This is a genomic window from Mycobacterium sp. 012931, assembly GCF_000419295.1.
Classification (GTDB): Bacteria; Actinomycetota; Actinomycetes; order Mycobacteriales; family Mycobacteriaceae; genus Mycobacterium; species Mycobacterium marinum.
In genome coordinates, this window is record NZ_AOPX01000001.1 from 5,680,737 (window position 1) to 5,698,722 (window position 17,986).

Below are 17,986 nucleotides of genomic sequence, written 5' to 3' on the forward strand. Positions count from 1 at the left end.
CGCGGCGGCTACTGCATATTCGGATGTCTCCACAAACACCGAAGAATGCCGCGGTCACCGCCCCCCATCAGTGCAGACATGCCAGAACACGCGAACCACAGTTGCGGAACTAGCCGAACAATTGGCCCATTCGTTACCTGTAGTTTCGGGCTAGTTCCGGCCCGCACCACCCGTTCGTCAAATTGACGGAGTAGCTCGGTTTCCAGCGTGGGGGATCGACTGCTGCCGAAATGCGCCGACATGCATTCTGTGGCAGGGTGTTGGCGAATTGCCTGCTCCTGCGGGGATTTCGACCCGATTCGCTGTTCCAGGAGAGGCAGGTGAGTTTCACGTGAGCATCCACTACCCAGGGCTCCGGCGTTCCCTGATCCACTACCCGACCGTCGAGCAATCGACTATTGATATCCGACAAGTTGTCGGCATCGGGACGCCCAAAGCCGTCGATTTGTGGCTCGATGTGGTCACCGACGCGCCGGATCGCGTCCGTGAACTTGCCTCCTTGTCCAAAGCTGAATTGGCCAAGCTCGGTGACCTGCTCGACACCACCAGCGGCGTTGAGTTGTTCGAATCGGTTGACGACATGCTGGCTGCCGAGGCGCTGCAAGCGATGGACTCGGCGGTGGCGGCCAGCCTGCTGGATGCGCTGGACTCCGATCACGCCGCCAACATTCTGCGCGAGTTCAAGACCGCCAAGCGCGATGCCCTGCTGGCCTCGCTGCCGCTGAAGCGCGCGGTTGTCCTGCGTGGCCTGCTGAGCTGGCCCGAGGACTCCGCCGCGGCGCACATGGTGCCCGAAACGCTGACCGTGGGCGCCAATATGACTGTGCTGGATGCCATCGCTACCGTGCGCGAGCACGCCGCAGGATTGCGCAGCGACTCCCGGACCACCGCCTACGTCTACGTGATCGACGCCGACTCGCATCTGTTGGGCGTCGTCGCCTTTCGGGCCCTGGTTCTGGCCGACCCCGAGCGCCTGGTATCCGAATTGATGACCGAGGATCTCATCGTCGTCTCACCGCTGACCGACAAGGAATTGGCGGCACAGACGCTGATGACTCACAACCTCATGGCGGTCCCCGTCGTCGATGGGGAAAACCGCCTGCTCGGCATCATCGCCGAGGACGAAGCCCTCGACATCACCCAGGAGGAAGCGACCGAAGACGCCGAGCGTCAGGGCGGGTCGGCCCCGCTGGAGGTGCCGTATCTGCGTGCGTCGCCATGGCTGCTGTGGCGCAAGCGCGTGGTGTGGCTACTCGTGCTCTTTGTCGCCGAGGCCTACACCGGCAGCGTGTTGCGGGCGTTCTCCGACGAGATGGAGGCGGTGATCGCGCTCGCCTTCTTCATCCCGTTGCTGATCGGCACCGGCGGCAACACCGGCACCCAGATCGCAACCACGCTGGTGCGCGCGATGGCCACCGGTCAGGTCAGGTTCCGCGATGTCCCCGCGGTACTGGTCAAGGAACTGTCCACGGGCGCACTGGTCGGCTTCACCATGGCGGTGGCCGCGGTGATCCGCGCTTGGACGCTGAACGTGGGTCCGCAGGTCACGGTGACGGTGGCCGTCACGGTGGCCGCCATCGTGGTGTGGTCATCGCTGGTGGCGGCGATCCTGCCGCCGCTGCTCAAGAAGTTGCGCATCGACCCCGCGATCGTTTCGGGGCCGCTGATCGCCACCATCGTCGACGGCACGGGGCTGATCATCTACTTCATGATCGCGCACCTGACCCTGACGCAGCTGCAGGGCCTCTGACCTGCTCCGCTAGCCGGCTCCGCTCAGCCGGCTGGCCCGGCTCCGCTCAGCCGGCTGGCCCGGCTCCGCTCAGCCGGCTAGCGACTTCCCAGCGCAGTGCAAGTCGTTGCAGGCCTCGATCACCCGTTCAGTCATCCCGGCCTCGGCCTTCTTGAGGTAGCTGCGCGGGTCGTAGACCTTCTTGTTGCCGACCTCGCCGTCTACCTTGAGAACGCCGTCGTAGTTGGTGAACATGTGCCCGACGATCGGTCGGCTGAACGCGTACTGGGTGTCGGTGTCGACATTCATCTTCACCACGCCGTACCGAAGTGCCTCCTCGATCTCGGACTTCAGGGAGCCCGAGCCGCCGTGGAAGACGAAGTCGAACGGCTTGGCGCTGTCGGGCAGCCCGAGCTTGGCCGCGGCCACCTTTTGCCCCTGGTCGAGAATGTCGGGGCGCAGTTTGACATTGCCCGGCTTGTAGACGCCGTGCACGTTGCCGAAGGTCGCGGCCAGCAGGTAGGTGCCCTGCTCACCGGCGCCCAGCGCGTCAACCGTCTTCTCGAAGTCCTCGGGGGTGGTGTAGAGCTTCTCGTTGATCTCGGCCTCGACGCCGTCCTCTTCGCCTCCGACCACGCCGATTTCGATCTCGAGAATGATCTTGGCGGCTACGGCCGCCTTGAGCAGCTCCTGCGCGATGACCAGGTTCTCATCGATCGGGACCGCCGAACCGTCCCACATGTGCGACTGGAACAACGGGTCTTTTCCGGCCGACACCCGTTCGGCGGAGATCGCCAGCAGCGGCCGGACGTAGGTGTCGAGCTTGTCCTTGGGGCAGTGGTCGGTGTGCAGCGCCACGTTGATCGGGTACTTGGCCGCGGCGATGTGAGTGAATTCGGCCAGCGCGACGGCGCCGGTCACCATGTTCTTGATACCTAAGCCGGAACCGAACTCCGCGCCACCGGTGGAGAACTGGATGATCCCGTCACTGCCGGCGTCGGCGAAGCCTTTGAGCGCGGCGTTGACTGTCTCCGAAGATGTGCAGTTGATGGCAGGGAAGGCGTACGAATTCTCTTTGGCACGTCCCAGCATCTCGGCATAGACCTCGGGCGTTGCGATGGGCATGAAAGACTCCTCCTGAAGGCTGGGTGTACCCAGTATTGCAAGACCGGGGAATGTGTCCACTCCGGTGGGCCACCTGTTCAAGCCGGTATGTTGAGACACCATGAACACCGCCGAGATGGCCTTGCCGGACATTCTCGACCCGATGTATTGGCTGGGCGCCGACGGAATTTTCGGGTCCGCCGTGCTTCCCGGCATATTGCTCATCGTCTTTATCGAGACCGGTTTGCTGTTTCCGCTGCTGCCGGGCGAATCGCTGCTGTTTACCGGGGGCCTACTGGCCGCCAGTGCGCATCCACCGGTCACGATCGGTGTGCTCGCCCCGGCCGTGGCTGTGGTGGCGGTCCTGGGCGACCAGACCGCATATTTCATCGGGCGCCGGATCGGACCCGCGCTGTTCAAGAAGGAAGATTCGCGGTTCTTCAAGAAGCACTATGTGACCGAATCGCACGCCTTCTTCGAGAAGTACGGGCCCTGGACCGTCATCCTGGCCCGCTTCGTGCCGTTCGCGCGAACCTTCGTGCCGGTGATCGCCGGCGTGTCCTACATGCGCTATCCGGTGTTTCTGGCATTCGACATCGTCGGCGGGATCAGCTGGGGCGCCGGAGTCACGCTGGCCGGCTACTTCCTGGGCAATGTGCCATTTGTGCACCACAACCTGGAAAAGATCATCTTGGGCATTCTGATCGTGTCCCTGATCCCGGCCGTGACTGCGGCCTGGCGGGGCTACCGGTCGCGGCGGCGCTCCCCCAACAACGAGTCCGACTCCTCCAACCCGGTAGTGCTACCCGAGTGAGCTGACCGCCGCGACACTGTGGGCCGCCTCCATCAGCATCCAGCCCGACAGTTGCACCGACAGGTCTCGCTCGGCGATCTCCGAGCCCTGCACCGCGCCCTCGACAAACTGTGCCTGCTGCCCCTCGGCGGTGGGCAACTCGGCGTCGCGGTCCCAGAACGCCCCGAACACCGGCAGCCCGTCCGCTGTTTGCCGGCAATCCCACGCTGATTTCGCCGACGCGAGGACTATCGCGCGGGCGGTGTCGCGCGCTTGCGCGTCGTCGGCGGAATCACCCGGCAGGGTGGTGGCCACCAGAGCCAGATACCGAGCGGTGATTCCCGCGAAGAGGCCGCCGTCTCCGCCGCCCGCCCCCTTCAACACGCCTGCGGAAGCCATGTGTTCGGCAACAGCGGCGACCAGTCGATGGACGCGAGGCGCATGCCGATCGTTTCCGGTCCGCGCCGCCAGCTCCGTCTCCAAACCGAGCACCACCCCCTGGCAATAGGTGTACTGAGCGCGGACCAGCGACCCGCCCTTGATGCCGTCGAAGACCAGGTGCGTCTCCGGGTCGATCAGCGTGCGGTCGATCCAGTCACCCATCTGCTCGGCGCGAGCAAGCCGGTCGTCATAGCGGGCCAGAAATATCCCCGCCGGACCATTGGCAGGAGCATTGAAGAACTGGTCCTGCTTGCGCCACGGGATGCCGCCACCGTCCTCGGGCACCCAGGCTTTGACGAACTGGTCGGCGAGCTTGGGCAGCGCCCGGCGCCGCTGCACACCTGCTATCCGCGCCGCCCGTTCCAGTGCCAGCGCCAGCCAGGCCATGTCGTCGTAATAGCTGTTGGTCCAGGAGAAATTGTTGCGCAACCGGTGTGAGCGGACCTGCCGATTGATCCTGCTGCGCCGCTCGGCCTGCGGGTCGCGCAACTCCGCGTCGATCAGGCAGTCCAGCAGATGCGCCTGCCACCAGTAATGCCAAGTGCCGAACATGCGGTCTTTGCGTTCCGACGGCCATGACACCACGCCCAACTGGGTTCCGGGTAGCCCCCACAGCCGCTTGAAGTGACGCCCGGTGATGGCGGCTTCAGAACTCGCGGCCCGGTTCGCCCATAGCTGGTCCATAGCCCCCGATCCTGCCTCAGACATTCCGGGCCCACGCCGCCAGTGCGGCACCAGCCGGCTTGGCATCCAAGAACCAGGGTCGCAGACGTGGACGCTCGTCAATCACCGGCGGCCACGACGGACCCACCCACCGGCGATGACTCGGAGGTGCGCTCGCCGACCAGAAACCAGGTGTGCAGCATCCCCTTGCCCTTCACCGCCACGGTGCCGCGCTCCTCGAAGACAAAACGCTCCCTGAGGCGCTCGTACACATCCTGCGGAACCTGAATGCGTCCCGGGAAACCCGTGGACTCCATGCGGGCAGCGACGTTGACGGGATCGCCCCAGACGTCATAGAAGAACCGGCTGGTGCCGACCACGCCGGCCACCACCGGACCGGCCGCCAGGCCGATCCGGATCGATACCGTCTCACCGGTGTGATCGGTAAGGTGACCCACCGAATCCGAGAGGCTGAGCGCAAACCGGGCCAGCGCCTCCAGGTGGTCCGACTTGGGCTGCGGCACACCGCTCACCACGATGTAGCAGTCTCCGGAGGTCTTGACCTTCTCGAGCCCGTGGCGCTCGACCAGGTCGTCGCATTCGCCATAGAAGCGGTTCAGAAACTTCACCAGCTCCTCCGCAGTGGCGCGACTGGCGCGTTCGGTGTAGCCGGCAATATCGGCGAACAGTATCGAGACGTCGTCGTAGTTGTCGGCAATGATCTTGGTCGCCGGGTCCTTGAGCCGGGCCGCCACACTCGCCGGCAAGATGTTGGTGAGCAACGACTCCGCACGTTCATACTCGAGCTCGATGGCCTCCTTGGCCCGCTCAATCTCATTGAGCGGGTACCAGATCGTCGCCATGACTACCACCGATGCCGAAATCGTGGTGACCGCAAAGCCCGCATCGGTGGCCCAGACCGGCATCTTTCTGGCATGGAACGGGGCCACGACTCGCGCCGCGATGTTGATCACGACCCCGAAGGTCACCACCGCCGCCGCCAACATGAGGTGATCGATGCCCAGCACGAGCGCCGCAACCAACACCGACATCAGGAAGTAGAACGCGATCCCGACGTGCGAGTCGATCATCCAACTGACCACGACCAGTGACACGTTGGCGGCAATCACCAAGGCCAGCGCCGGAACCAGCTCGCCGAGCCGGTATAGCAGCGGTATCACCGCAAACACCACGGCCATTACGGCGTTGAGCGAGACCACGTACCACTGACTGGTGGCCAGCACCTCGATCACCGCGAAACTCGCGCTGACCACCGAAGCGGTGCACGCAACGATGGCAACGACGCGACGACGCCTGGTCAGGCTATCGGCGTATTGGCGGTCGCGATCGACAATCGCCGACTTCAGCCACAGCAACGGCCCGCTAAACGACCAACCGGCCGGCTCCGCTGTCAGCTCCGTGGATTCGACATCGACGTGAGCCACACCGGAAGCCTATCGGAAAAGGCCCCGAATTAACCGGCTTCACCTCGACAATTCGCAGTTCGGCCACTACCCGCGCACGATCGACGCCAATCGCCGATCCGATTTATCAAGCCCGACACGCACCCTCGCTGCGGCCGCCAAATACCGAGACCGCTGGTCCCAGAATGAATCCGGACCGCCCGCCGCGCACCGCCTCGATCCGCCACTCCCCGAAGGGTTCCCAGCGGCACCCACCGTCGTCTAAGGTGGCGCGCAGCCGATGGCGGACTGGGGCTCACGGCCCCGGTTTGCCCGTGCCCGGTCACCACCAACCGGGCGGGCTGCACCGTTGACCCAGCCGTCCCAGGCTTGCTCGTAGACCGACCGCCAACCCTTGTCGACCCGGCGCAAAAAGTTAAGTCTGTATTGCACCGGTTGGCTTTCCCGCGGGCCGGAACAGATGCTGAAGGCCCATCGATTGAACGGAGGTCGACGAGGTGGCAGGCGATCACGAGGTTGCACACCTCGCGGGGGGACACTTGGCTGGCACCGACAGCCACCTGGAGTCACCGACCTATCTGCAGAAACGACAGTTGTGGACCGGTAGTGCCGGCTGGCTGCTGCTGGCGGGGCTGGGCGTGAGCTACGTGATCTCGGGGGACTATTCGGGTTGGAACTTCGGGCTGGCGCGCGGCGGCTTCGGCGGATTGGCGATCGCGGCCGTGGTGATCGCCGCGATGTATCTGGCCTTGGTGCTCAGCATGGCCGAATTGTCCTCGGCACTGCCGGCCGCGGGCGGCGGGTACACCTTCGCCCGGCGCGCGCTGGGGCCGTGGGGCGGATTCGCAACGGGCACCGCCGTCCTGATCGAGTATTCAATCGCACCGGCGGCGATCGCCACCTTCATCGACGCATACGTACAATCGCTGGGCCTGTTCGGCATTCGCAATGGATGGTGGGTTTACCTGACCATTTATGCACTCTTTATCGGCATTCATCTGTCGGGTGTGGGTGAAGCACTGAAGGTAATGTTCATCATCACCGGTGTGGCACTCTACATCGGGCTGGCCGGTCTGGTCGCCAGCTTCTTTTCCATCATCTATGCCTACTCGCGGCAGCTGTTTGCGCTGTCGCGGGCGGGTTACCTGCCGACCGCGCTGTCGATCACCAACTCCCGCAAGGCGCCGACGCTGGCCCTGATCGTTCCCGGTGTCATCGGTTTCGCGCTGTCGGTCACCGGTGAAGGTGATCTTCTGCTGAACATGGCGGTCTTCGGAGCCACTCTCAGCTACGTGTTGATGATGATCAGCCATATCGTATTGCGGCGGCGGGCAGCCGATATGGCCCGCCCTTACCGCACCCCGGGCGGTATTGCCACGTCCGGCTTCGCATTGCTGGTCGCCGCGACCGCGCTCATTGCCACATTCCTGGTGGACACCGTGGCCGCTTTGTGCTGCCTGGGCGTATTCTGTGCGTTCATACTGTATTTCGCCTTATATAGTCGGCATCAACTGGTCGCCAATTCTCCGGACGAAGAATTGGCGGGCTCGCAAGATTTCGAAAGCGAACTGCAATGAGCTACCGGCAGACTATTTCGGGTACCACGTATGCCTTCGACGGGCTGGTCGACGTGTTGGCCAAGGCAACGCCGCTGCGCTCTGGTGACCAGCTCGCCGGCTGTGCCGCCGAACATGACGCCGAACGTGCCGCCGCCGCTTGGGTACTCGCCGACATGCCGCTGACAACGTTTCTCAGCGACGTGGTCGTGCCCTACGAAACCGACGAGGTCACCCGGCTCATCATCGACAGCCATGACCGCCAGGCATTCGCTCCGATCTCCCATCTGACGGTCGGCGGCCTTCGCGATTGGTTGTTGGACACCGCGGCTCGCGACGACAGTGCGGCACGCATCGCGGCGATCGCGCCGGGCCTGACCCCGGAGATGGTTGCCGCGGTCTGCAAGATCATGCGCAATCAGGATCTGATTCTGGTCGCCGCGGCCACGACCGCCACCGCCGCCTTCCGCACCACCATCGGGTTGCCGGGCCGGCTCGCCACCCGGCTGCAGCCCAACCATCCCACCGACGACCCGCGTGGAATTGCGGCCGGGATGCTCGACGGCTTGCTGATGGGCTGCGGCGACGCCGTGGTCGGCATCAATCCGGCGACCGACTCGCCTCAGGCAACCGCGGACCTGCTTCACCTTCTCGATGACATCCGGCAACGTTTCGAGATCCCCATGCAGTCGTGCGTGCTGTGCCACGTCACCACCACCACGGAATTGATCGACAAGGGTGTGCCCGTTGACCTGGTGTTCCAGTCCATCGCCGGCACCGAGGGCGCCAATTCCAGTTTCGGTGTGAACATCCCAATGTTGTTGGAAGCCAACGAAGCCGCGCGGTCGCTGGGCCGCGGCACCGTTGGCGACAACGTCATGTACCTGGAGACGGGACAGGGTTCGGCCCTGTCTGCCGGTGCGCACCTGGGCACCGGTGGCAAGCCCGTCGATCAGCAGACATTGGAGGCGCGGGCCTATGCGGTGGCCCGGACGCTGCAGCCGCTGTTGATCAATACCGTGGTCGGATTCATCGGTCCGGAGTACCTCTACGACGGTAAACAGATCATCCGGGCCGGGCTCGAAGACCACTTCTGCGGGAAACTACTGGGCCTGCCGATGGGCGTCGACGTCTGCTACACCAACCACGCCGAAGCCGACCAGGACGATATGGATACGCTGCTCACCCTGCTGGGCGTGGCGGGCGCGGCCTTTGTGATCGCCGTCCCCGGCGCCGATGACATCATGCTGGGCTATCAAAGCCTGTCGTTTCACGATCCGTTGTACGTGCGACAGGTGCTGCGGCTGCGCCCCGCACCCGAATTCGAAGCCTGGCTAACCGGTCTGGGGATGGCCGACGCCAACGGACGGATTCTGCCCATCGATCTGGCGACCTCGCCGCTGCGGGCATTGGCAACCGGTGCATGAACGCACCGGACGCACGGGCCGCCGATGAGGTGTGGGCATTGCTGCGCGACGTCACCCAAGCGCGCATCGGACTCGGCCGCGCCGGCAACTCATTGCCCACCCGGCGGGTCCTGGAGTTCCAGGCCGCCCACGCCGCCGCGCGGGACGCCGTGCACGACCCGCTCGACGTCGCAGGGCTCACCGAACAGGTCCGCGACCTGGGCCTCGGCGCACCGCTGGTGGTGCGCAGTCAGGCCAGCTCACGTAGCGAGTACCTGCGCCGGCCTGATCTAGGCCGCGCTCCGGCGGACCTGTCCATCCTGCCCAACACCGGCGCCGGCATCGGCATCGTGCTCGCCGACGGCCTATCGCCTCGCGCCCTCACCGATCACGGCGCCGGCCTGCTGGGTGCGCTGGTGCGCGAGTTCCATGACCGCTATCGCATTGCCCCGCCAGTGATCGCGACCCAGGCGCGCGTTGCCCTCGGCGACCACATCGGTCAGGCGCTGGGAGTGCGCACGCTGCTGGTGATCATCGGCGAACGCCCCGGGCTATCGGTTGCGGACAGCTTGGGCATCTACCTGACGCACCTGCCGAGACCGGGTTTGACCGATGCGGATCGAAACTGCATCTCCAACATCCACCCTCCCGACGGCCTCGACTACCAGACCGCCGCCGGCATCGCCGCTGCCCTGGTCACCGGGGCCCGTAAACTCGGCCGCTCAGGGGTGGCCCTCAAAGACACCTCGCGCACCGAACTGACCGCCGACGACACGCTCGGCATCGGCTGACGTCACCGCAGATCGCCGCCCAGCTCCCGGAGCAACTGCTGTACCCCGGTCAACGAATGCGCCGGCAAGAACAGGTCACAGTAGGGCAGCGCCGCGGCCATCGAGCCGGTCAGCGGCTCGAAATCGCTCTGTGCCGCACGCGGATTGAGCCAGACCAGCAACTGGGCGCGCCTGCGCACGCGAGCCAGCGCGTGACACAGGACCTTAGGTGCTTCGCTGTCCCAACCGTCGGAGGCAATGATCACCACCGCGCCGCGTAACGCGTTGCCGTGCGGCGGTTCCAGCAGCGCACCGACACTACGACCGATAAAGGTGCCGCCATACCGGTCGGCTACCTTCGCATTCGCCCGGTCCAGGGCCACCTCCGCCGAACGATGAGCCAGCACCGGGGTGAGCCGGGTCAGCGAGGTCGAAAACGCGAAGACCTCCGGGCGAATGCCGGGTTGGCGCGCCACCAGCGCCCGCATGAGATGCAGATAGATCGCCGCATAGGGCTGCATCGAGCGGCTTACGTCGCAGAGCAACACCACCCTCCTGGGCCGTCGGCGCGGCCGGATCCGCGCCAGGCGCACCGCTTCCCAGCCGGTGGCGCGCGAAGCGTTCATCGTGGCTCGCAAGTCGATGCGCTTGCCGTGCGGGCTGGACTCGAAGCGCAGGCTGCGCCGGCGCGGCCAGCGCGCCACCGTCGACTCCAGCCAGCCACCAATACGCCGCAAGTCTTCGGCGTCGAATTGGTCGAACGGTTCCTCGGCGAGTGCGGCGATCCGGCTGGGCAGCAAGTCGGGCAACTTGATGCTGGGTCGAACACTTCCGTCCTGATCCCCGACCCGGCTGGCCCAGGGCAGCGGTTGGCCGCCGGCGGCACCGGAGGGCCCGCCGTTGCGATGCACGATGCCGGCCGCCGGTGTCTTGGGGCCCGGCAGCGGCCGGGCAGCATCGGCCGCCTCAGGCCCGGCCGCATCGAGCGCGCCGAACACGGCGGCAAAGGCGAGGTCAAAGGCAACCAGATCCTCCATCCGATTGACCAGGGTCAACCTCGCGGCCCAATACAGCGCGGACCGGGAGTCGGGCACCAACTGCCGCATTGCCTGCACAAAATTCGCCTGACCGCTGGCCGACACCAGCACCCCGACCCCGCGCAGCCGTGCCACCAGCGCGGCGGCGAACGCCGCCAGGTCGACGCCGCGCAGCAGCAACGGAGCGGTCATCGGCGTTCAGCCCCGTCTGCGCAGCACCCAGATCAGCACCAGCACGGCCAGCACAGCCAGCACGGCGGGGCCATACTTCTTGAGCTGGTCACCGCCGGCGAGCTCGAGCAGATCGATCGGCTCGGGCTCCGCAGACGTGGTGGGCTTGCGGGCCTCGACGGGCCGCGGCTGCGGGCTGACCGGGCTTTCCGGACTTCCGGGGCTTTCCGGGCTTTCGGGAGCCGCCGTCGCGGCATTGCGGGAGGCCAGTTCGGCTTCCAGCGAGTCCACGAATTGACCGAGCAACTTCTCCGACACCTGCTGCAGCATTCCGCTGCCGAACTGCGCCAGCTTGCCGACGATCTTCAGGTCGGTGTCGACGGTGACCTGGGTGCGCTCGCCCGCCTCCGCCAACTGAGCGGTCACCGTCGCGGCCGCGTTGCCGGTGCCGCGCGACTCCTTGCCCTTGGCGTCGATGACCGCGCGATGCTGATCGCGATCCCGCTCAACGAAATGCACCTTGCCGCTGAACTCACTGGTCACCGGCCCCACCTTGACCTTGACCTTGCCGAGGTAGGCGTCGTCCTGGTGACCGGTCAGCTGCGCGCCGGGCATCAGCGGGATCACCTGCTCCAGGTCGCACAGCACATCCCCAGGCCTGCTCGATCGGCGCGCTGACGGTGAACTGGTTGGCGATCTTCATTCGATGAGTCCTCTCATGTTCGGCTGTATTCGGTCAACGCGTCGCGTATCAGGGTTCGGTCATCAGGAGTCTTGGCCAATGCCCCGAGACTGGCCAATGCCGATGCGTCGACGAGGTCCGCGACACCCAGCGAGACCAGTGCGGCGACCCAGTCGATAGTCTCGGCCACGCCCGGCGGCTTGTCCAGATCGAGATCTCGTGCGCTGCCGACGAATTGAGTGGCATGCTCGATCAGCGCGGCGCGGGCCCCGGGAACCGTCCGCCGCACGATCGCGGCCGCCCGAGCCGGCTCCGGGTAGTCGATCCAGTGGTACAGACAACGCCGGCGCAACGCGTCATGCAGATCGCGGCTGCGGTTGGAGGTCAACACCGCGATCGGCGGCAGCGGTGCAACGAAGGTGCCTAATTCGGGAACCGTCACCGCCGCCTCACCGAGGAACTCCAGTAGCAGCGCCTCGAATTCATCGTCGGCCCGGTCAATTTCGTCGATCAGCAGCACCGGCGGTGTCGAGCCGCGATGGCGCACGCACTGCAGGATGGGCCGATCCACCAGATACGCCTCGCTGTACAGATCGGCCTCGGAGATATCGGCGCCACGCGCCTCGGCGAGCCGGATGGACAACAGCTGGTGCTGGTAGTTCCAGTCGTAGAGCGCCTCGTTGGCGGTCAGCCCTTCATAGCACTGCAGCCGGATCAACGAGGTATCCAAAACCGCGGCAAGGGCTTTCGCAGCGGTCGTCTTACCCACACCGGGCTCACCCTCGAGCAGTAGCGGGCGCCCGAGGGTGACCGCGAGATAGATGGCCGATGCGGTCCCGGTGTCCAGCAGATAGTTCTGCGCGTCGAACCGGCGAACCACATCTTGGGGGTCTGCAAAGGTCGTCACGCTCATTCAAGGCACCGATTCCACGAGCCGCCGGTAGTCGTCCCAGGTATCCACGTCCAACGGTACCGAATCGTCCACCACCAGTTCCCGCACCGGGTGCCGGCCGGATTGAATGAGCTTCCACACTCCCTTATCGCCGTGCAGCTGTGTTAATTCACCGAATAGTCTGCGGCTAAACCAGAATGGATGCCCGATTCCATCGTTGTACCGGCACACCATGAGGTCGCAGCCCGGCCCCTGGCCGACCAGGCGGGCGACGGTGGCCGGGTCGACGCCCGGCTGATCCCCAAGCATCAGCACAATGCCGGCGGATTGCGGATCCACCCGTCCCAGCGCAACGCGCAACGCGCAACGCGCAACGCGCAACGCGCAACGCGCAACGAAGCCGAACACCCGGCACCAAAGTCCTCGACCGTCACCACCTCGGCCTCATCCAGCGGCACCAGCGCGCGGACCCGTTGGGCGGCCCCGCCCAGGGTCACGATCAGCTGATCGAATCCGGCGCCCCGCGCTACCCGCAGAGTAGCCCCGAGCAGCGTCGTATCGCGATAAGACAGCAGCTGTTTCGGCGTGCCCAGACGACGGGATCCGCCGGCCGCCAGCACCACACCGGTGATGCTAGGCGCCCTCACGCGCCGCCGTTTCTGTCGCTGAACGCCGTTCGGCATGCGGGGCAGCAGAACCAGTAGTCGGCACCCGCCAGCCGCAGGTGTTCGGTCGCCGGCCCGATCAGGACCGTCATCCCGCACACCGGGTCCACCGCCTCGGCGGCAGTCGCATCCACCGGCGCGGGCCGGCCCCCGCCGCCGGCGCGCACCGCCGCAATGATTTCGGCGGCGATGGCCACCGCGATCTCGGCGGGCGTCTTGGCACCGATAGCCAGTCCGACCGGGGTGCGGATGCGCGCCCGCTCGGTCGCCGAGAGGCCCAGCGAGTCCAGGACCGCGGCGCCACGGACCTTGCTGGCCACCAGACCGATGTAGCCAACGCCGTTATCCAATGCCGCGCGGATGTTTTCGGCTTCCGGGCCGCCATGGCTGGCGATCACGACGGCAGTCGGCAAGGCGGCGGCGCCGACCGGGTCGCTGTCGCGGCGGGCGTCGTAGCCCAGCACGCCGCAGACCTCGATCAACGCCTCGGCGATCGGCGTGGCACCGTAGATTCGGACCAGCGGCGCCGGCAGCTGCGGGGTCAAGAAGATCTCCAGCGACCCGCCCGACAGGCACGGATTGACCACCACGCATGCGCCGGGGGCTTCGGGGAAGTGCACGTCCCCATCGGGAAGCACGCGCAGCAGCACACTTTCGCCCGCCTGAAGCACCCCCAACGCCGCCTTGCGAACGGAGTTCTGCGCGCACTGCCCGCCGACGAAGCCCTCGATAGTGCCATCGGGCAACAGGATCGCCTCGTCACCGGGGTAAGCCGAGGTCGGCGGCTGGGCTCGGACCACCGTGGCATGCACAAACGGTGTCCGCGCAGCCAGCAGCTGCGCCGCCCGCTCACTAATGGTCATCTGCAACCCTTAAATCGGAGGTGTGGCCCGGCCCTGCATGGCCTCCCAGACTCGGGACGGCGTCAGCGGCATGTCGGCATGGCGAACCCCATATGGCGCCAACGCATCCACCACCGCGTTCACCACCGCCGGGGGCCGAGCCCACGGTGGCCGATTCACCGATTCCCTTGGCCCCGATCGGGTGATGCGGCGAGGGCGTCACCGTGTGCCCGGTTTCCAGGTGCGGCACCTCGAGCGCGGTCGGGATCAGATAGTCCATCAGCGAGCCGCCCAGACAGTTACCGTCCTCATCGAAGGCGATCATCTCCATCAACGCCATGCCGATGCCGTCGACGATGCCGCCATGCACCTGGCCCTCGATGATCATCGGGTTAATGCGGGTGCCGCAGTCGTCGACGGCCAGGAAGCGCCGCACCTTGACCACCCCGGTGCCCGGATCGACGTCGACCACACAGAAGTACGCGCCGTACGGGTAGGTCAGGTTCGACGGGTTGTAACACACCTCGGCGTCCAGGCCGCCCTCGATGCCCTCCGGCAGATCGCCGGCTCCATGGGCCCGCATCGCGATGTCGGCGATGGTGACCGATGCCGACGGATCTCCCTTGACGTGGAATGAGCCCTTCTCCCATTCCAAGTCGGCAACCGATACCTCGAGCATGCCCGAAGCGATGATCTTGGCCTTGTCGCGCACCTTGCGGGCCACCAACGCCGCTGCGGCGCCCGAGACCGGGGTCGAGCGGCTGCCGTAGGTACCCAGCCCGAACGGGGTCTGATCGGTGTCACCGTGCACCACGTCGATGTCGTCGGGTTGGATCCCCAGCTCCTCGGCGACGATCTGGGCGAACGTCGTCTCATGGCCCTGGCCCTGGGTCTGCACCGACAGTCGCACCACGGCTTTGCCCGTCGGGTGCACCCGGAGCTCGCATCCGTCGGCCATGCCCAGCCCGAGGATGTCCATGTCCTTGCGCGGGCCGGCGCCGACGGCCTCGGTGAAGAAGGAGATGCCGATGCCCATCAGCTCACCGCGATCGCGCTTTTCTTTTTGTTCGGCGCGCAGGGCATCATAGCCGATCATGTCCATGGCCTGGCGCATGGTGGACTCGTAGTCGCCCGAGTCATAGACCCATCCCGTTTTGGTGGTGTACGGGAACTGCTCGGGCTTCAGCAGGTTGCGCAGCCGCACTTCGGCGGGGTCCATCTTGAGTTCGAAGGCCAAGCAATCCACCAGCCGCTCAACGAAATACACCGCCTCGGTGATGCGGAACGAACACGCGTAGGCCACCCCGCCGGGCGCCTTGTTGGTGTACACCGCGGTCATGTGGCAGTAGGCGGCTTCCAGGTCGTAGCTGCCGGTGAACACGCCGTAGAAACCGGCCGGGTATTTCGTCGGTGCCGCCTGGCCGTTGAAGGCACCATGATCGGCCAGCACGTGAGAGCGCAGCGCCAGAATCTTGCCCTCGTTGGTCGCGGCGATCTCACCGACCATGATGTAGTCGCGCGCGAAGCTGGTCGAGGTCAGGTTCTCGCTACGGTCCTCCATCCATTTGACCGGTTTACCCAGCACCAACGAACCGACGATGGCACACACATAGCCGGGATAGATCGGCACCTTGTTGCCGAAGCCGCCGCCGATGTCGGGCGAGATGACCCGGATCTTGTGTTCGGGCAGCCCGGCGACCAACGCATACAGCGTGCGGTGGGCATGCGGCGCCTGCGAGGTGGTCCATAGCGTGAGCTTGCCGGTGACCGGGTCCAAATCGGCTACCGCTCCGCAGGTTTCCATCGGCGCCGGGTGCACACGCGGATAGACCATCTCCTGTTTGATCACCACGTCAGCCTTGGCGAACACGGCGTCGGTGGCCGCCGCGTCACCGGTCTCCCAGTCGAAGATGTGATTGTCCTGCTTGCCGTCGAGGTCGGTGCGGATCACCGGCGCCGACGGGTCCAAGGCCTTGCGCACGTCGACAACCGGGTCCAGCGGGTCGTACTCGACGTCGATCAACTCGAGCGCGTCGCGGGCCGAATAACGGTCCTCGGCAACGACGAAAGCCACCTCCTGGCCCTGGAAGCGCACCTTGTCGGTGGCCAGCACGGCCTGCACGTCGTTGGACAGCGTGGGCATCCAGGCCAAGCCCTTCTCGGCCAGATCCGCGCCCGTCACCACCGCCTTGACCTTCGGATGGGCAAGGGCCGCAGTCACATCAATGCTGACGATGCGGGCGTGCGCATACGGTGAGCGCAAGATCGCCAGGTGCAACATGCCCGGCAACGCGACGTCATCAACATAGTTGCCGCGGCCGCGGATGAAGCGAGGATCCTCTTTGCGCAGCATCCGGCCGTGGCCGCAAGGCTTTTGGTCGTTGTCGGCCAGGTCTTCTGGCCGTGATTCGATGGTGGTCACGAGCTGGCCACCTCCTTGGCGTTCTTGGCGGCCCACTGGATGGACCGCACGATGGTGGTGTAGCCGGTGCACCGGCAGATCTGCCCGGAGATCGCCTCGCGAATGGTCTCTTCATCGGGGTCCGGATTGCGGTCGAGCAGGGCGCGGGCGGTGATCATCATTCCCGGCGTGCAAAAACCACACTGCAGTCCGTGGCAACGCATGAACCCTTCCTGCACCGGGTCGAGTGAGCCATCGGCCGCCGCTAGCCCTTCCACGGTGCGAATGCTGCGCCCGGAGGCCATGACGGCCAGCATGGTGCAGGACTTCACCGGCACACCGTCGACGTCAACCACGCAGGTCCCGCAATTGCTGGTGTCACAGCCCCAGTGGGTTCCGGTGAGCCGCAGCTGATCCCGCAGGAAGTGGACCAGAAGCATTCGGGGTTCGACTTCGGCGCTGACCGGTTCGCCGTTGACGGTCATGTTCACCTGCATCATTAGTTCCCTTCCGGTGCCGGCTGGTTGCGCACTCGCCCGACGGCGCTGCGCAGGGTTCGAATGGTCAGTTCCGCGGCCAGATGCCGCTTGTAGTCGGCGGTGCCACGGATGTCGGTGACCGGCTCGCATGCCTGCCCGGCACGGCGGCCCGCTTCGGCGAACGTGTCTTCATTGGCCGGCCGACCAACCAGCGCCGCCGCGAGTTCGGCCAGCGCGGCCGGGTCCGGATTGACCGCGGTCAATCCGGACCCGGGCGGCGGTAATGGTGTCGTTGTTCAGCGTGACGGCCGCCCCGGCCGCCGTCACCGCCCAATCACCGACCCGCCGCTCCACCTTCGCGTAGGCGCTGGACGTGTTGCGCCGGACCGGGATGCGAACCTCGACCAGCATCTCGCTCGGGGCCAGGGTGGTCTCGTAGGGCCCGGCCTGGAATTCGTCGATGGCGATCTCACGCTCCCCCGAGGACCCGCGGGCCAGGCACACCGCGTCCAGCACGGTGCAGACCGTCGACAGGTCCTCGGCCGGGTCGGCCTGACACAGCGAACCCCCCAGGGTGCCGCGATTGCGCACCACCGGGTCGGCGATCACCCGCTCGGCGTCGCGGAAGATCGGGCACACCGCCGCCAGCGCCTCGGACTCGAGGATCTCGCGATGACGGGCCATCGCCCCGATGCGCACTAGCGTCGGATCGGTGATCAGGTACCCCAGCTCTGGCGCCAGGTCATTGATATCGACCAGGTACTCGGGGTTTGCGATCCGCAGCTTCATCATCGGCAGCAGGCTGTGGCCGCCGGCGACGAGGCGCTCCCCCTCCCCCAACCGGTCCAATAGTCCGATGGCGTGATCGACGCTGGTCGCACGCTCGTATTCGAAGGGCCCAGGTACTTGCATGTCGAAAGTGTCGGCCCCG

12 protein-coding genes and 4 pseudogenes are annotated in these 17,986 nt (G+C 65.9%); 5 read left to right on the forward strand and 11 right to left on the reverse strand.

The features are described 5' to 3' along the window. Positions 1 to 367 precede the first annotated feature (367 nt). Positions 368 to 1,750: a magnesium transporter gene (mgtE, locus tag MMSP_RS24880; protein WP_036427540.1), complete on the forward strand. Its 1,383-nt coding sequence runs from the start codon at positions 368 to 370 to the stop codon at positions 1,748 to 1,750. Between the two features lie 69 nt (positions 1,751 to 1,819). On the opposite strand, the gene fbaA is transcribed toward mgtE, so the two are convergent. Next, positions 1,820 to 2,854, reverse strand: a complete 1,035-nt coding sequence (gene fbaA / locus MMSP_RS24885) for a class II fructose-bisphosphate aldolase (protein WP_020788830.1) — start codon at positions 2,852 to 2,854, stop codon at positions 1,820 to 1,822. A 100-nt stretch (positions 2,855 to 2,954) separates the two neighbouring features. Between fbaA and MMSP_RS24890 the strand changes: the two genes are divergently transcribed. Beyond that, on the forward strand, positions 2,955 to 3,647 hold the full coding sequence (locus MMSP_RS24890) for a DedA family protein (protein WP_020788831.1): 693 nt from the start codon (positions 2,955 to 2,957) through the stop codon (positions 3,645 to 3,647). Here the strand turns inward: MMSP_RS24890 and MMSP_RS24895 are convergent. Together MMSP_RS24895 and MMSP_RS24900 are read right to left on the reverse strand one after the other, a co-directional pair. Next, a complete protein-coding gene (locus MMSP_RS24895) occupies positions 3,636 to 4,751 on the reverse strand; it encodes a glycoside hydrolase family 76 protein (RefSeq protein WP_015354361.1) in 1,116 nt (371 codons plus the stop codon). The genes MMSP_RS24890 and MMSP_RS24895 overlap by 12 nt on opposite strands. 98 nt (positions 4,752 to 4,849) lie before the next feature. Continuing rightward, positions 4,850 to 6,175: an adenylate/guanylate cyclase domain-containing protein gene (locus tag MMSP_RS24900; RefSeq protein WP_020788832.1), complete on the reverse strand. Its 1,326-nt coding sequence runs from the start codon at positions 6,173 to 6,175 to the stop codon at positions 4,850 to 4,852. A gap of 476 nt (positions 6,176 to 6,651) precedes the next feature. Here MMSP_RS24900 and MMSP_RS24905 point away from each other — a divergent pair, with 476 nt between their 5' ends. From MMSP_RS24905 to eutC, 3 genes are read left to right on the forward strand one after another with little or no spacing between them, the layout of a single operon-like run. Continuing rightward, positions 6,652 to 7,731, forward strand: a complete 1,080-nt coding sequence (locus tag MMSP_RS24905) for an amino acid permease (RefSeq protein ID WP_020788834.1) — start codon at positions 6,652 to 6,654, stop codon at positions 7,729 to 7,731. After that, entirely contained in the window at positions 7,728 to 9,137 is a 1,410-nt protein-coding gene (locus MMSP_RS24910) for an ethanolamine ammonia-lyase subunit EutB (RefSeq protein WP_012392623.1), read from the forward strand. The genes MMSP_RS24905 and MMSP_RS24910 overlap by 4 nt, the downstream gene beginning before the upstream one ends. Next, positions 9,134 to 9,907 (forward strand): ethanolamine ammonia-lyase subunit EutC, encoded by a 774-nt coding sequence (eutC, locus tag MMSP_RS24915; RefSeq protein ID WP_020788835.1) that lies wholly within the window; start codon positions 9,134 to 9,136, stop codon positions 9,905 to 9,907. The genes MMSP_RS24910 and eutC overlap by 4 nt, the downstream gene beginning before the upstream one ends. Before the next feature lie 2 nt (positions 9,908 to 9,909). On the opposite strand, the gene MMSP_RS24920 is transcribed toward eutC, so the two are convergent. The 8 genes and pseudogenes from MMSP_RS24920 to MMSP_RS24960 all read right to left on the reverse strand — a co-directional run bounded on the left by MMSP_RS24920 (position 9,910) and on the right by MMSP_RS24960 (position 17,967). Beyond that, on the reverse strand, positions 9,910 to 11,115 hold the full coding sequence (locus MMSP_RS24920; RefSeq protein ID WP_020788836.1) for a VWA domain-containing protein: 1,206 nt from the start codon (positions 11,113 to 11,115) through the stop codon (positions 9,910 to 9,912). Positions 11,116 to 11,121: 6 nt separating this feature from the next. Then, a pseudogene (locus MMSP_RS24925) lies at positions 11,122 to 11,797 on the reverse strand (SRPBCC domain-containing protein). 13 nt (positions 11,798 to 11,810) lie between these two features. Continuing rightward, positions 11,811 to 12,689: a MoxR family ATPase gene (locus tag MMSP_RS24930; protein WP_020788838.1), complete on the reverse strand. Its 879-nt coding sequence runs from the start codon at positions 12,687 to 12,689 to the stop codon at positions 11,811 to 11,813. Further along, positions 12,690 to 13,315, reverse strand: a pseudogene (locus MMSP_RS24935) (NTP transferase domain-containing protein). Then, positions 13,312 to 14,196 carry an XdhC family protein gene (locus tag MMSP_RS24940; protein ID WP_012392617.1) on the reverse strand — a complete coding sequence of 295 codons (885 nt, stop codon included), beginning with the start codon at positions 14,194 to 14,196 and terminating at the stop codon, positions 13,312 to 13,314. The pseudogene MMSP_RS24935 and the gene MMSP_RS24940 overlap by 4 nt, the downstream one beginning before the upstream one ends. A 9-nt stretch (positions 14,197 to 14,205) precedes the next feature. Further along, positions 14,206 to 16,597 (reverse strand): annotated as a pseudogene (locus MMSP_RS24945) (aerobic carbon-monoxide dehydrogenase large subunit). Continuing rightward, positions 16,594 to 17,073, reverse strand: a complete 480-nt coding sequence (locus MMSP_RS24950) for a (2Fe-2S)-binding protein (RefSeq protein ID WP_036426958.1) — start codon at positions 17,071 to 17,073, stop codon at positions 16,594 to 16,596. The pseudogene MMSP_RS24945 and the gene MMSP_RS24950 overlap by 4 nt, the downstream one beginning before the upstream one ends. A gap of 2 nt (positions 17,074 to 17,075) precedes the next feature. Next, a pseudogene (locus tag MMSP_RS24960) lies at positions 17,076 to 17,967 on the reverse strand (xanthine dehydrogenase family protein subunit M). Positions 17,968 to 17,986: the final 19 nt, after the last annotated feature.

Coding starts and splice junctions, on each gene's coding strand:
- fbaA (WP_020788830.1), bottom strand. CDS start 2,854: ATGCCCATCGCAACGCCCGAGGTCTATGCCGAGATGCTGGGACGTGCC.
- MMSP_RS24890 (WP_020788831.1), top strand. CDS start 2,955: ATGAACACCGCCGAGATGGCCTTGCCGGACATTCTCGACCCGATGTAT.
- MMSP_RS24895 (WP_015354361.1), bottom strand. CDS start 4,751: ATGGACCAGCTATGGGCGAACCGGGCCGCGAGTTCTGAAGCCGCCATC.
- MMSP_RS24910 (WP_012392623.1), top strand. CDS start 7,728: ATGAGCTACCGGCAGACTATTTCGGGTACCACGTATGCCTTCGACGGG.
- eutC (WP_020788835.1), top strand. CDS start 9,134: ATGAACGCACCGGACGCACGGGCCGCCGATGAGGTGTGGGCATTGCTG.
- MMSP_RS24920 (WP_020788836.1), bottom strand. CDS start 11,115: ATGACCGCTCCGTTGCTGCTGCGCGGCGTCGACCTGGCGGCGTTCGCC.
- MMSP_RS24930 (WP_020788838.1), bottom strand. CDS start 12,689: ATGAGCGTGACGACCTTTGCAGACCCCCAAGATGTGGTTCGCCGGTTC.
- MMSP_RS24940 (WP_012392617.1), bottom strand. CDS start 14,196: ATGACCATTAGTGAGCGGGCGGCGCAGCTGCTGGCTGCGCGGACACCG.
- MMSP_RS24950 (WP_036426958.1), bottom strand. CDS start 17,073: ATGCAGGTGAACATGACCGTCAACGGCGAACCGGTCAGCGCCGAAGTC.